The sequence below is a fragment of the Flavobacterium hibernum genome, from assembly GCF_000832125.1.
In the GTDB taxonomy this organism is placed as follows: Bacteria; Bacteroidota; Bacteroidia; order Flavobacteriales; family Flavobacteriaceae; genus Flavobacterium; species Flavobacterium hibernum.
The window spans coordinates 99,867-112,244 of sequence record NZ_JPRK01000027.1; the positions used below are offsets into that span (position 1 = coordinate 99,867).

Annotated in this window: 14 protein-coding genes; 3 read left to right on the plus strand and 11 right to left on the minus strand. The window is 33.2% G+C overall.

The features are described 5' to 3' along the window. Positions 1-11: 11 nt before the first annotated feature. From IW18_RS22105 to IW18_RS22140, 9 genes are all read right to left on the minus strand, one after another. A complete protein-coding gene (locus IW18_RS22105) occupies positions 12-422 on the minus strand; it encodes a BrxA/BrxB family bacilliredoxin (RefSeq protein WP_041520378.1) in 411 nt (136 codons plus the stop codon). A gap of 142 nt (positions 423-564) precedes the next feature. Beyond that, positions 565-996: an ArsR/SmtB family transcription factor gene (locus tag IW18_RS22110; RefSeq protein ID WP_052480274.1), complete on the minus strand. Its 432-nt coding sequence runs from the start codon at positions 994-996 to the stop codon at positions 565-567. Between the two features lie 175 nt (positions 997-1,171). Then, positions 1,172-1,654, minus strand: a complete 483-nt coding sequence (locus IW18_RS23385; protein ID WP_240475592.1) for a tetratricopeptide repeat protein — start codon at positions 1,652-1,654, stop codon at positions 1,172-1,174. A gap of 33 nt (positions 1,655-1,687) precedes the next feature. Then, positions 1,688-1,969: a hypothetical protein gene (locus IW18_RS23390; RefSeq protein WP_240475593.1), complete on the minus strand. Its 282-nt coding sequence runs from the start codon at positions 1,967-1,969 to the stop codon at positions 1,688-1,690. A 3-nt stretch (positions 1,970-1,972) separates the two neighbouring features. After that, positions 1,973-3,169 (minus strand): lycopene cyclase family protein, encoded by a 1,197-nt coding sequence (locus tag IW18_RS22120; protein ID WP_041520379.1) that lies wholly within the window; start codon positions 3,167-3,169, stop codon positions 1,973-1,975. An 18-nt stretch (positions 3,170-3,187) separates the two neighbouring features. Further along, positions 3,188-3,652, minus strand: a complete 465-nt coding sequence (locus IW18_RS22125) for a thioredoxin family protein (RefSeq protein ID WP_041520380.1) — start codon at positions 3,650-3,652, stop codon at positions 3,188-3,190. Between the two features lie 196 nt (positions 3,653-3,848). Then, complete coding sequence (locus tag IW18_RS22130; protein WP_041520381.1) at positions 3,849-6,110, minus strand: TonB-dependent receptor; 2,262 nt, start codon at positions 6,108-6,110, stop codon at positions 3,849-3,851. Between the two features lie 324 nt (positions 6,111-6,434). Further along, entirely contained in the window at positions 6,435-7,343 is a 909-nt protein-coding gene (locus tag IW18_RS22135) for an NAD(P)/FAD-dependent oxidoreductase (RefSeq protein WP_041520382.1), read from the minus strand. A gap of 5 nt (positions 7,344-7,348) precedes the next feature. Further along, positions 7,349-7,693 (minus strand): MerC domain-containing protein, encoded by a 345-nt coding sequence (locus IW18_RS22140; RefSeq protein WP_041520383.1) that lies wholly within the window; start codon positions 7,691-7,693, stop codon positions 7,349-7,351. A 94-nt stretch (positions 7,694-7,787) separates the two neighbouring features. On the opposite strand from IW18_RS22140, the gene IW18_RS22145 reads away from it, so the two are divergent. The 3 genes from IW18_RS22145 to IW18_RS22155 all read left to right on the plus strand — a co-directional run bounded on the left by IW18_RS22145 (position 7,788) and on the right by IW18_RS22155 (position 10,869). After that, on the plus strand, positions 7,788-8,180 hold the full coding sequence (locus IW18_RS22145; protein ID WP_041520384.1) for a Fur family transcriptional regulator: 393 nt from the start codon (positions 7,788-7,790) through the stop codon (positions 8,178-8,180). A 74-nt stretch (positions 8,181-8,254) separates the two neighbouring features. After that, on the plus strand, positions 8,255-10,126 hold the full coding sequence (locus IW18_RS22150; RefSeq protein ID WP_041520385.1) for an Nramp family divalent metal transporter: 1,872 nt from the start codon (positions 8,255-8,257) through the stop codon (positions 10,124-10,126). 89 nt (positions 10,127-10,215) lie between these two features. Beyond that, positions 10,216-10,869, plus strand: a complete 654-nt coding sequence (locus IW18_RS22155) for a metal-dependent transcriptional regulator (protein WP_041520386.1) — start codon at positions 10,216-10,218, stop codon at positions 10,867-10,869. 159 nt (positions 10,870-11,028) lie between these two features. On the opposite strand, the gene IW18_RS22160 is transcribed toward IW18_RS22155, so the two are convergent. Then, entirely contained in the window at positions 11,029-11,427 is a 399-nt protein-coding gene (locus IW18_RS22160) for a hypothetical protein (protein ID WP_041520387.1), read from the minus strand. A 166-nt stretch (positions 11,428-11,593) separates the two neighbouring features. Further along, positions 11,594-12,376, minus strand: a complete 783-nt coding sequence (locus IW18_RS22165; protein ID WP_041520388.1) for an enoyl-CoA hydratase/isomerase family protein — start codon at positions 12,374-12,376, stop codon at positions 11,594-11,596. Positions 12,377-12,378: the final 2 nt, after the last annotated feature.

Genomic DNA, 12,378 nt, shown 5'->3' on the forward strand with positions numbered 1-12,378 from the left:
AACCTTACGAATTAACAAAACTCATTAAATGCATCTTGCAAATTCTCAGCGATTAATTCAGCTGGGCGACCCTCAATGTGGTGACGCTCTAACATGTGAACCAATTCTCCGTTTTTGAACAAAGCCATTGATGGCGATGATGGCGGAAAAGGAAACATATGTTGTCTCGCAGCATCGACAGCTTCTTTGTCAACACCAGCAAAAACTGTAATTAAGTGATCTGGTTTTTTAGCTCCTTCTAAACTCATTTTTGCTCCCGGACGTGCATTTCTTGCAGCACAACCACAAACAGAGTTTACAACAACTAGAGTGGTACCTTCAGCTTTGATAGCATTATCTACAGCTTCGGCACTATGTAAATCTTGAAAACCTGCAGCTGTAAGCTCAGCCTGCATTGGTTTTACCATTTCTTCTGGATACATATTGTTTATTTTTAAATTTTACTTTTGATTTGCAAAGTTACAAAGTTTAGTTGCAAGAACTTAATTTGAAGTATAAAGTTTTGTTATAGTTCAATATTAAATTTTAAAACAAATATCAAATTGCAATAATGTTTTGTCTGTTCTAAAAAACCTCTTCTATTATTTTCTTATGAGAAAACTCATAATTATATTGTTTCAAATAGCTTTTTCTACCTTTAATTTTATGTTTAGTTGCAAAAACAGTTGATTTATTTTGTTCTAGAATATCGATCGTCGAAAGATAACTACCCAAATATTTTTTAAGAATTTTTATGTTGTCAAGATCAACAGAGTAAATTGATTTTTTTCCCTCGTTTTTTATACTTACCAGATTTGCTTTTTTTAATTCTAGTAAATGTTTGGATATTGTCGATTGTGCCAAGGGAATTAATTCGACAATATCACCACATGTTCTGTTGTCTCGCTTCCATAAAAGTGTCATAATTTGTATTCTTGTAGGATGCCCAAGAGCCTTGCAAATTCTGCCTATTATTTCAGTTTCTTCATCAAAATTTAAACGTTTTGTAATTCCCATAAATTTGCCAATTAATTGCTTATCGTTAATAATCGATAATACTAGACAAATCTAGGTGTTGCGACATCTTTCCAATTGTCTCAAAAAATTATTAAAACAAAAGAATAAGACATTTTAATGCTGAACTAAGCTACTTAAATTAATAATCTATTGCTGATTTTACTTTAAAAAAATTCTATTTATTTAATTTTATCTGATACGGATAGGTCTCATAAATGGTATTGTCTTCATTAATCGAAAACCCTTTTTTGGCATCTTCTTTTGCTTTATCAATTAAAGCCACAACTTCTTCTTTTGGTTTTCCTTGTTTCAACCAACAAATCGCTTTATAAACTTTTGCATCCGAAAACTCTGGATATATTTTTAAAGCTTTATCAAAAATTGCAATAGCCTCGTCCCACTTTTTAAGTTCGTATTTAGCAATTCCCTGATAAAAATAAGCCGTTGGATGTTCTAATTGCTGTCTGTTTTTATAGATATCGTTTACATAATCATCTAGAACTTTCTCTGCTTTCGCGTATTCATTCAATTGCAGGTAACAAAGTCCTATATAAAAACTATAAGTATGATCCATTCTGTATCCGTTTCCATAAAGTCTAATGCATTCCTCCAAATCTATGATAGCGTCTTTATAATTTTTTGAGAAAATACATTTCATAAAACCTCTATAAGAGAGCCATTCTTGTTTATTTTACAAAACAGCTTTGTCTAGAAATGACATTCCTACTTCGTATTTTTTGCATTTAAAATAAGGCATTGCTTTCTGCTGCCATAAATAAGCAACTGTACTATCTTTTTTAAGACCTTGATCGAGGCAATTTTGCCATTCGGTCATTTCAAAAACATAATTATGTTTTGCTGCACAATTTGTTAAAAACTCTTCAACAATTGCATCGTGTGCTTTATTTGTAGAAACTTGTCCAAATGATAAAAGCGTAAAAAAGAAAGTAATTCCTAGAGTAATATTTTTCAAAAGCTAGTGGTTTTGGTCAGATTTATTTGAAAGAAAAATCACTCTAAATAACGCTTTAATAAATGGGATTTTTGGACACTTTAAAATAACTTTAACATCTTCTAAAAAACTAGTCTCTTCATCCAGAAACTTAAAGATTAAAGCAGGATTTCCTTTCCTGAATAAAGAAGAAAATATTGAACTTCCCAATTCATTATGACGATATAGAATATCTAAAAGCAATAAATCGTAAAACCAAAATCTGTTTTTTTTATAAAATGCTTTCATCATGAGTGATCCCGAAACTTCAAAATCGTAGATAAAATCAACTAATTTGGATGAATTTTTATCTGAGTTTTTAAAAGTATACCCCGTACTTGCTTTTGTCCATCCTCCGGCAGTACCAATATTTAATACTCGTTTTGTGTTTTTCTGCCAAAAAGGATAACAAGTCATCGGGATACTACCTTGCTCCTTTTCTACGATTTCATATTGATTAACTCCGAGTTTTTCTAAATAGATTTTAATCTCATTTTCATATTCTTCTTTCGAAAGAAGTTTTTCCGAAAACAAAGTATATTCTACCAAAGCTTCCGTTTTAGAACTTGGCAAAACATACATAAAACGTGTATTCCGTTTTTGTTCAACAGAAAAATCCATAAAAGTGGCTTGCTCCGGATTAAAAACTTCTGACCCTGTTTTTACAAACCAACCAATAAAGTGTTGTTGCAAAACAGGATATTTAGTTTGACTTTCGGCAAAAGCCTTTGTATAAATACTATTGAATAAATAATTACAAGTGTATCTGTTCTCTTCTGTTCCAACAAAAACATGAGTTTCGAGCTCATTAATATCTGTTACTTTTTCATTTAGAAAAGTAATATTTGACTGATTTGAAATTGTTTCAAAAACAAAATTATAAAAATCTAATCCGTTGATTTTATTGTATGAGTAAGGCTTCAACGCCAAATCGCGTTTAAATTCTTCATTGGCAAACAAAGCCGAATCCCATTTTTTAGATATAATCGAACTCCACATAGAGTCTTCTTTATCCCAAAAACACCAGGTTCTGTCATTTGTTTTCTTCAAATTCTGATCTAAAAGTAAAATCGATTTGTCAGAGAATTTTCCAGATACAATCATCTTGTAAGCCGTCATTAAAGCCGCCAATCCTGTTCCCGTAAAAATGTAGTCGAAATGTTTTATTTGCGAAGAAGTCATTTTCAAAAATAAGGAATTTTATTCTTCTAATTTTTCCAAAATAACTTTAAAATCCTTTGGGCTAAGATAATTATTGTATTGAAGAATGATTTCGTTCTTCTCATTCAAAACACACAAAACCGGATAAACAATTTGGTTATTCATCGTGCCTAATTCTAGGGCTAATTCATGAACGCCTACATTATTCCCTGAAGGCTTATATTTAAAAACCCGATTATTAAAACTTACATCTTTTTTATCTTCGGCATTAAAATCAACGAAATAAAAATCTGAGTTTAGTTTTTCGATGATTTCCTGATTTTTAAAAGTCGTGCTTTTCATTCTTTGACAAAACTGACACCAATTGGTATGAATGAAAACGATTGTTTTTCGTTTTTGAATTTGCTGTAAATGATCTACTTCTTCAAAAGATTTGCTTTTTAATTGGCTAAATCCTGATGAGGTTATTCCAAAGAAGATAATTATTAGAAATAGCTTTTTCATTTGTTTCGTTTTTTGCCACAGATTAAAAAGATTTAATTGATTTTTCCAATCTTTTCTAAATTTTGATTAACGTTTGTCAGACTGAGCGGAGTCGAAGTCCCGTAAAGTGATTCAGCATGTGAGACTTCGACTCCGCTCAGTCCGACAATCCAGTCATAAATCCTTTTTAATCTTTGAAATCTGTAGCATTAAAAATTTACCTCAAAGTATATCTCAATCCAAAAAAGCCGCGAATTGTCTGATTTTGTCCATAAACATAAGTTGTATCAAAAGTCAAACCGTAAGGATTATCAGGAGTGACCAAAACTTTCCCGGCTGCATCGTATTGCACATTTTTATCAAAAGGATCATTTGTTCTTGAAATCAAAAACGGATTATTTTGCTTTGGTGTAAAATTCAAAAGATTTTTTACTCCGCCATAAAGCTCAAAATTTTTCCATCCAAAATAAGTAAACTGAATGTTTTGGATACTATACCAAGGTGATTTCGGACTTCTTGGATCTAATTCGCTCAACAAAGGTAACTTCATCGGGCTGTAAACATTTCCTGTATAATCCAGCAATAAATTTAGTGATTCTATTTTATACGAAACACTCCAGGTTGCTGTGAAATTTTCGGTTAGAAAAGGTCTTTCCGAAACTCCGTTTTCAACATTTTTATTATCCAAAACCGTTGCACCCAAAATCATTTTTAATCCGTTTGTAAAGTTCACATCAACATTTGTACTGATTCCTTGACTTATAGCATATCCATTAATGTTGTCGTAAATAATTTTATTCGGATCAGTTTCATAATCCGATATAATTTTGTTGCTAAAACGGGTGTAGAAAGCTGTAGTTTCAATTCCGATAAAAGTTCCATTCGTAAAGTTTATTTTCTGAATATAATTTAGATTCGCATTCACAGATTGTTCCGGTTTTAAATCGCTTTTAATAATAACATCTCTAGAACCTGTAAGCGCTGCGTGATCTTCGGTAAATAAATTCACTACGCGAAATCCAGTTCCGGCGTTTAATCTAAAAATTGTGTTTTCATTCTTTTTCCATCGATATGCCACTCTTGGTGTATAGATAGAACCGTGAATCGAATTGTAATCGTAACGCATTCCTAGCAAAACTTGACTTTTTGGCGAAAGCGTAATTTCGTCCTGAACAAAAATCCCTGGCAACCAAGTGCTTTCAGCTTCCTTTGTTGCCGTTGTATTATCGTCGTAATACGAATATCGATTGGCAATTCCGGCAAGGAAATCGTTTCGACCAATTTTTTTATCCCAAGTCAATTGCAGAAATCCAATTTTTTGATTGGCGATATACGAAGTTGTTCCGTAACGGCTGTCTTGATAATGTACATTTCCAGAAAAAGAAAGCATTAATTTTTCTTCAAACGGCAATTGATAACTTCCTATTAATTCTCCTCTTTTGGTATAAATACTTTCGCCATAAATTTCGTCACCACCTCGATATTTCTTTTCCCAACGCACATCTCCTCCCCAGCGATCTTCGTACATTCCGCGCGCTGCGATAGTGAAAAGACGATTATTATCTCGCTGAAAACTCCATTTATTAAATACCGAAACTCTTTCAGAAAGCGTAACATCTGTAAAACCATCTTTGTCTTTGTCCACAACCTGGTTGTAATCGAAATAATTGATTCCTAAAAGTGTCGTAGATTTTTTAGTTGGATTAAACTTCATTCCCAAATCGACATTGGTTTCTAAATACGATGTTGTAAAAACATCTGTCGAAAACAAAGCTGCATTCGTTGGATTTTTGGTAATAATATTGATTAAACCACCAACAGCTTCACTCCCGTACAAAGATGAAGCAGGGCCTTTTACAATTTCTATTCTTTCGACCAATGAATTTGGAATTCCAGACAAACCATAAACAGTCGAAAGACTGCTTACAATGGGCATTCCATCAATTAAAACCAAAGTATAAGGACCTTCTAATCCGTTTATATGAATATCTCCGGTGTTGCAAACACCACAATTCAATTGAGGTCGAACGCCATTAATGTTTTGTAATGCTTCGTAAATGCTTGGTGTTGGATTCTTTTTGAAGAAAACTGGCGAATAAACCTCAACAGGAACAGCACTTTCTAAACGTTTCACCGCTTTTAAAGTTCCTGAAACCACTACTTCGTTTAGTTGGTTTTCGTTATCCGTCAATTCAAAATTATAAGTCTGAATGGAATCTTTTGCCACTTCAATTTTCTTCTTTAAAGTCTGAAAGCCCATTTGAGAAATCTGAATTGTATAATTTCCTATCGCAACATTTTCTAATTTATAATATCCTAAACTATCCGTTACTGTTTTATGTTTTGTTCCTAATAAATGAACATTTACAAGCTTTACTTTATGCCCCTCTCCTGTTATAAATCCGGACACAGAATTGGTTTCCTGTGCAAACGAAAATTGTAAACTAAACATAATCAATATCAAAAATAGTTTTTTCATTGTTATAAAATTAAATTTAGACAAAACTAAAAATTAAATTTGACAAATATTGATTTTAGAATTACAATTTTATAACTCTTGACACATCAATATGTTATATTTCTATTCAAGCAAATTGAAATAAGGCTTCAATGTTTTTTAATAGCGTCCTGCTTTAGCTGGATGAGAAAAAAAAGGACAAAAAAGGGCTTTAGCCAAATCTTATAAGTTTGGCTAAAGCCCTTTTTTAATTCAATATTATTCCCCCTAGCTGAAGCTAGGGGGAATGCAAGACACGTAAATGACAAACCCGACAGGTTTTAAAAACCTGTCGGGTTTAAAACACTAAAAATCTTCATCTATAAGATCTTTATTAATCACTGCGCCAGCAAAAGATCCTGTAGAAACTGCAATCGCAACAGATCGCATTTGAGTTACGCAATCTCCGCTAGCATAAATACCCGAAATATTTGTTTTTTGCATTGTATCGACTTTTAATAAACCTTGTTCATTTATATCACAACCCAAATCTTTTGGTAATTGGCAATGCTGCTCAAATGGTGGTCTCGCATAAATCGCTTTCACAGCAACTTTTCCCTGGTTTTTGAAAATGATGTTCTTAATTTCACCGTTTTTATGCTCTAATAAATCTATTTCTTCTTCAAAAATTTGAACATTATGCTTTTTAAGTATTTTGGTTTGTTCTAAAGTTAATGTTGATTTTCCGTTGGTGCACAATTTCAAATCTTTAGTCCAATTTGAGATTAACTTAGCAAATTCAAAACCCATTTCGCCATTGGAAATTATAGCCATTTTTTCTTTTTTCACCTCATAACCATGACAATATGGACAATGCAAAACCGAAATTCCCCAGCATTCTTTAAAACCGTCAATTTCCGGAAGAAGATCTTTCACGCCTGTTGCGAATAAAACTTTTCTCGATGTGAAAATTTTACCAGATTCAGTTTTAATCTCAAATCCATTTTCAGTTTTAATTGCACTTACTACAAGACCATTATAAAATTGAACTGTATCATAAAAATCTACCTGAACTTTGGCTTTCGCCGAGATAACAGCAGGTTTTTCACCATCGTGCGTTATGAAATTATGAGAATGTGGCGTTTGTCTATTGCAAGGCAAACCACTGTCTATAACTAAAACCTCACGTAGCGAACGTCCCAAACTCATTGCGGCCGAAAGTCCGCTATAACTCCCGCCCACGATAATCACGTCAAAATGTTTTTGTTCTATCATAATTTCTATTTTTTATGAGATTTATAATTTAAAAGATGACCCGCGATCATTCCAATTCCTCCAAAATAAATTAGATCTAAATGAATGTCCAGAATTAATTCGCTTAAAACACTAATCCAGATTAATGCCATTGAAACGACAAGAATTCCAGAAACCAATAAATTTGATTTTTTGATAATTTTAAAAATTGCAAAAAGCCCAATTGAAGCAAAAAGCAAATCGATAAAAGGATTATGGCTTAATCCTAAAGGAAGAATAGTTAGAAGAGGAAAAACCAAACAATGAATCAGACAAACAGTCGCGCTTGAAATTCCTAAAATATCGTAAAAAGATGAGGTTGTTTTTTTCATTTCTTGTATATTTGCTTAATGCAATTTTGTTGCAAATATATACATTTATATCAAATGCAACATTGTTGCGTTTGATATTTTTAATTGATACACAATGAAGATAGCTCGTAACACCACAGCAAAGACAGCAGTTCTGGAGATTTTTGAAAAATCTAAAACCGCTTTATCACACGCAGAAATTCATAAACTTACCGAAGATTTATGCGACCGCGTAACGATTTATAGAATATTAGATCGTTTAGTAAATGATGATGTAGTGCATAAAATTGTTAATCTTGACGGGACAGTTAAATACGCAAAATGTCATCATAATGCGCAAAGAGTGCACATTCATAATCACGCACATTTTAGTTGCGAGAAATGTTTAGAGGTAACTTGTCTCGAAAATGTAAAGCCGAGTTACATCATTCCGCACAATTATAAAGTAAACGACATAAACTTTACATTATCAGGATTATGCCCAAATTGTTTAAATTCTAACATTTAATATTTAGACTCGTCTAAAAATATTGTTGAGCGAATATAATTTTTCTATATATTTGTTCAAACAACATTTTTAAAATGACCAAATCGTTAGAAGAAGTTCATCAATCAGTTGCAACAGAGCATAAAAAAACAGGATTTAGAAAAATATTAGCCTTTTTGGGCCCGGCATATTTAGTAAGTGTTGGCTATATGGATCCCGGAAACTGGGCAACAGATATTGCTGGTGGTAGCCAATTTGGATATTCTTTGCTTTGGGTTTTACTAATGAGTAATTTGATGGCTTTATTGCTCCAAAGCCTAAGTGCACGTCTTGGAATTGTAACACAGCGCGATTTAGCGCAAGCCTCTCGAGAAACTTATTCTAAGTTTATTAATTACATTTTATATTTTCTGGCAGAAATTGCTATTGCTGCCTGCGATTTAGCAGAGGTTTTAGGAATGGCCATCGGAATCAATCTTCTTTTTGATATTCCGCTCATCGAAGGTGTTTTAATTACGGTTCTGGATACTTTTTTACTGCTTTTCCTTATCAATAAAGGGATTCGAAAAATGGAAGCTTTTATTATTGTATTAGTGGCCATTATTGGATTTTCTTTCATATTTGAAATGATCTTTGCTGAACCTGAATTAGATAAAGTAATTTATGGTTTGATTCCAACAATTCCAAATTCAGCAGCTTTGTACATCGCCATCGGAATCATTGGTGCTACTGTAATGCCGCACAACTTATACCTGCACTCCTCTTTAGTGCAAACGCGAAAATTTGATAGAACTCCAGCGGGCATCAAACAAGCCTTAAAATACAATTTAATCGATTCAACAATTGCTTTAAATTTAGCCTTTTTTGTAAATGCTGCGATTTTAATTTTGGCCGCAGCCACATTTTACAAAAACGGAATGTTTGAAGTTGCCGAAATTCAAGATGCACATCAATTTCTTGAGCCTTTATTGGGAACAAAATGGGCGCCCATTTTATTTGCCGTTGCATTGATTGCTGCGGGGCAAAGCTCTACCGTTACCGGGACTTTGGCTGGACAAATTGTTATGGAGGGTTATTTGAATTTACGAATTCAGCCGTGGGTACGACGCATTATTACACGTTTAATTGCTATTGTTCCTGCCGTTGTTGTTATTTTAATTTATGGAGAAAGCGTAACGGGAAAACTTTTAATCTTAAGTCAGGTTATTTTAAGTTTACAACTGGGGTTTGCCATTATTCCATTGATTCATTTTGTAAGCGACAAAAGTAAAATGAAAGGTTTCCATATTTCAAAAACCACTCAAATTGTAGCTTGGATTATAGCTTTAATCATTGTTTCGTTAAATGCAAAATTAGTTTACGATGAAATTAGTTCTTGGCTCGAGAATTCAAATAATCAAGCGATTATTTGGTTTACTGTTGTTCCCCTTGCATTTGGTTTTTTGGCGTTGTTGCTTTACATCATTGCAAAACCTTTTATTACCAGAGCAAAATCGAATATCGAAAACCATTCACCTCATCATTTAAAATTGCAGTATGCTCCTCAAGAAACGTACAGCAAGAAAAATATAGCCATTTCTGTTGATTTTTCTAAGGCCGATGAGATTGCATTAAACAATGCCTTCGAACTTGGCGGAATCGACGCGCAATACACCTTAATTCACATTGTGGAAACTGTTGGTGCATTAATGTATGGAGAAAACATAGACGATCACGAAACTACTATTGATGAAAAACTATTATTAGAATATAAGGATATGCTTTCGAAAAAGGGTTTCAAGATAGAAACGGAACTTGGTTTTGGAAAACCAAATACTGTTATTCCAACAATTATTAACCTTGGGAATTTTGATATTTTAGTAATGGGAACACACGGACACACTGGTTTAAAAGATATTTTGTTTGGTACAACTGTAGACAAATTGAGACATAAAATTTCTATACCTTTGTTGATTGTTAAAAAATAGGCTCAAAGTAACAGAGTTGCAAAGGGACAAAGATTTAAAACCTTTGAACCTCTGTCCCTTTAAATCTTTGTCCCTCAAAAAGAAAAAAAATGACTTTTTCAGAAGAAAACTATCTTAAATCAATATACCACTTAACTGCTTCTCTAGATAGCGAAGTAAGTACTAATGCTATTGCCGAAATGATGGAAACCAAAGCTTCATCGGTGACGGATATGCTTAAAAAATTAGCGGATAAAGATTTAGTGAACTATAAAAAATATCAAGGTGTTTCATTGACTGATAACGGAAAACTAGCTGCCAAAATGATTGTTCGTAAACATCGTTTATGGGAGGTTTTTTTGGTAGAGAAACTAAACTTTAGTTGGGATGAGGTTCACGATATTGCAGAACAATTGGAACACATCAAATCTGAACAATTAATTAATCGTTTGGATGATTTTCTGGGAAATCCGACCGAAGATCCTCACGGTGATCCAATTCCGGATGCAAATGGAAGAATTATTAAAATAGAGAAACACTTACTTTCTGAATTATCTGAAAATCAAATGGGTGTTTGTGTGGGCGTAAAAGATACTTCATCAGAATTCTTAAAATATCTGGATAAGCAAGAAATCGCTTTGGGTTCAAGAATTGAATTTCTCTCCAAAGAGTCTTTTGATTTATCTGTAAAGATTAAAGTTGACGATCGAGAATTATCGATTTCGAATAAAATTGCTTCGAATTTGTACGTGAAATTGGTTTAGTCTTATTTCACAGACATTCAGGAAGTATTAACACAAAGATTTATTAAGGTTTTATTTTTTTGTCAGGCTGAGCGAAGTCAAAGTCCCGCAAAGTAATTCAGCAAACGAGGCTTCGACTTCGCTCAGCCTGAAAAACTTTATATATCTAATAAAACTTATCTATACAATCCCCTTTTCGATCATTTCTAGCATTACTGGCGAGGCATTTTTGAATGTTGGTTCTTGCTCAATAATACTTCCCGCATTCTTTTTATTTACTTTAAAAGTCACATCATTAACTGTTGTAAATAAAAGTGCTGTTAAAAACGGATTCTTTATATAAGTTCCTAAAACTAGCAAAGCTTCGTCCAGAGTATGAATGCTTTCTATTTCTTCCGTTTTGTAACGTGTTGTTAATGAAATAGAATAGGTATTGTCTTCGTTTAAAACTAAACGGAAATAGATGTTTTTAATCTCGGTATCACCCATGGTTTTTGCCAGAGTTAGTTTGGCAAAAGTACCTGATTGAATACTCTCTTTAACGCGTTCGCAAAATAGAGCGAATATTGGTTCGTACATTTTTTTAGTTTCTAAGGTTCTGAGATACTAAGGTTCTATATTTTTACCTTACGTATCACTGTATTGTCATTTTACCGCAAAGTTACACAAAGCTTTGTATTAATTTTTTTCTTTGTGACTCTCTTTGATCCCGATACTTCGGGATTGTGCAACTCTGTGTTATAGCTTATTTTCCTGTAAATTCAGCTTTTCTTTTTTCTAGAAATGCTGTTGTTCCTTCTTTAAAATCCTTTGTTCCAAAGCATTTGCCGAAAGATTTTATCTCGGTATCAAAACCGTTTTTACCATCTGTATAATTAGCATTAATTGCTTTTATGGCTTTACTAATGGCAAATGGAGCGTTTTTAATTATTTTTTGAGCAATTCCTTCTGTAAAAGCCAAAAGTTCTGACTGAGGTACAACATGATTCACTAAACCGTATTGTTTAGCTTCTTCTGCAGAGATCATTGCTGCGGTCATGATCATTTCCATGGCGCGACCTTTACCAACTAATTGTGGTAAACGTTGTGTTCCGCCATAACCAGGAATTAGTCCTAAAGTTACTTCTGGCAATCCCATTTTTGCATTATCTGAAGCTACTCTAAAATGACACGCCATTGCTAACTCAAGTCCGCCACCAAGCGCAAAACCATTTACGGCGGCAATTACTGGTTTCTTTAAGTTTTCGATAAAATCAAATAACTTTTCCTGACCTTCGGCAGCCAATTGCGCTCCTTCGATAATATTATAATTTGCAAATTCAGAAATATCAGCTCCGGCAACAAATGCTTTCTCGCCGCTTCCGGTAATTATTATCACACGAACATCATCATTTTTACCCAATAATTTAACTGCTTTACTTAAGTCGCTAATAGTCGCTTTGTTTAGAGCATTTAATTTTGTAGGTCGATTAATGGTTACGGTTGCAATTTTTTCTTCAATTGAGATTAAAAGATTTTCGTAGTTCATGA

Excerpts from the sequence above, each read along its gene's own strand:
- IW18_RS22105 (WP_041520378.1), bottom strand. The coding sequence starts at position 422 with ATGTATCCAGAAGAAATGGTAAAACCAATGCAGGCTGAGCTTACAGCT.
- IW18_RS22110 (WP_052480274.1), bottom strand. The coding sequence starts at position 996 with ATGGGAATTACAAAACGTTTAAATTTTGATGAAGAAACTGAAATAATA.
- IW18_RS23385 (WP_240475592.1), bottom strand. The coding sequence starts at position 1,654 with ATGAAATGTATTTTCTCAAAAAATTATAAAGACGCTATCATAGATTTG.
- IW18_RS22120 (WP_041520379.1), bottom strand. The coding sequence starts at position 3,169 with ATGACTTCTTCGCAAATAAAACATTTCGACTACATTTTTACGGGAACA.
- IW18_RS22125 (WP_041520380.1), bottom strand. The coding sequence starts at position 3,652 with ATGAAAAAGCTATTTCTAATAATTATCTTCTTTGGAATAACCTCATCA.
- IW18_RS22130 (WP_041520381.1), bottom strand. The coding sequence starts at position 6,110 with ATGAAAAAACTATTTTTGATATTGATTATGTTTAGTTTACAATTTTCG.
- IW18_RS22135 (WP_041520382.1), bottom strand. The coding sequence starts at position 7,343 with ATGATAGAACAAAAACATTTTGACGTGATTATCGTGGGCGGGAGTTAT.
- IW18_RS22140 (WP_041520383.1), bottom strand. The coding sequence starts at position 7,693 with ATGAAAAAAACAACCTCATCTTTTTACGATATTTTAGGAATTTCAAGC.
- IW18_RS22145 (WP_041520384.1), top strand. The coding sequence starts at position 7,788 with ATGAAGATAGCTCGTAACACCACAGCAAAGACAGCAGTTCTGGAGATT.
- IW18_RS22150 (WP_041520385.1), top strand. The coding sequence starts at position 8,255 with ATGACCAAATCGTTAGAAGAAGTTCATCAATCAGTTGCAACAGAGCAT.
- IW18_RS22155 (WP_041520386.1), top strand. The coding sequence starts at position 10,216 with ATGACTTTTTCAGAAGAAAACTATCTTAAATCAATATACCACTTAACT.
- IW18_RS22160 (WP_041520387.1), bottom strand. The coding sequence starts at position 11,427 with ATGTACGAACCAATATTCGCTCTATTTTGCGAACGCGTTAAAGAGAGT.
- IW18_RS22165 (WP_041520388.1), bottom strand. The coding sequence starts at position 12,376 with ATGAACTACGAAAATCTTTTAATCTCAATTGAAGAAAAAATTGCAACC.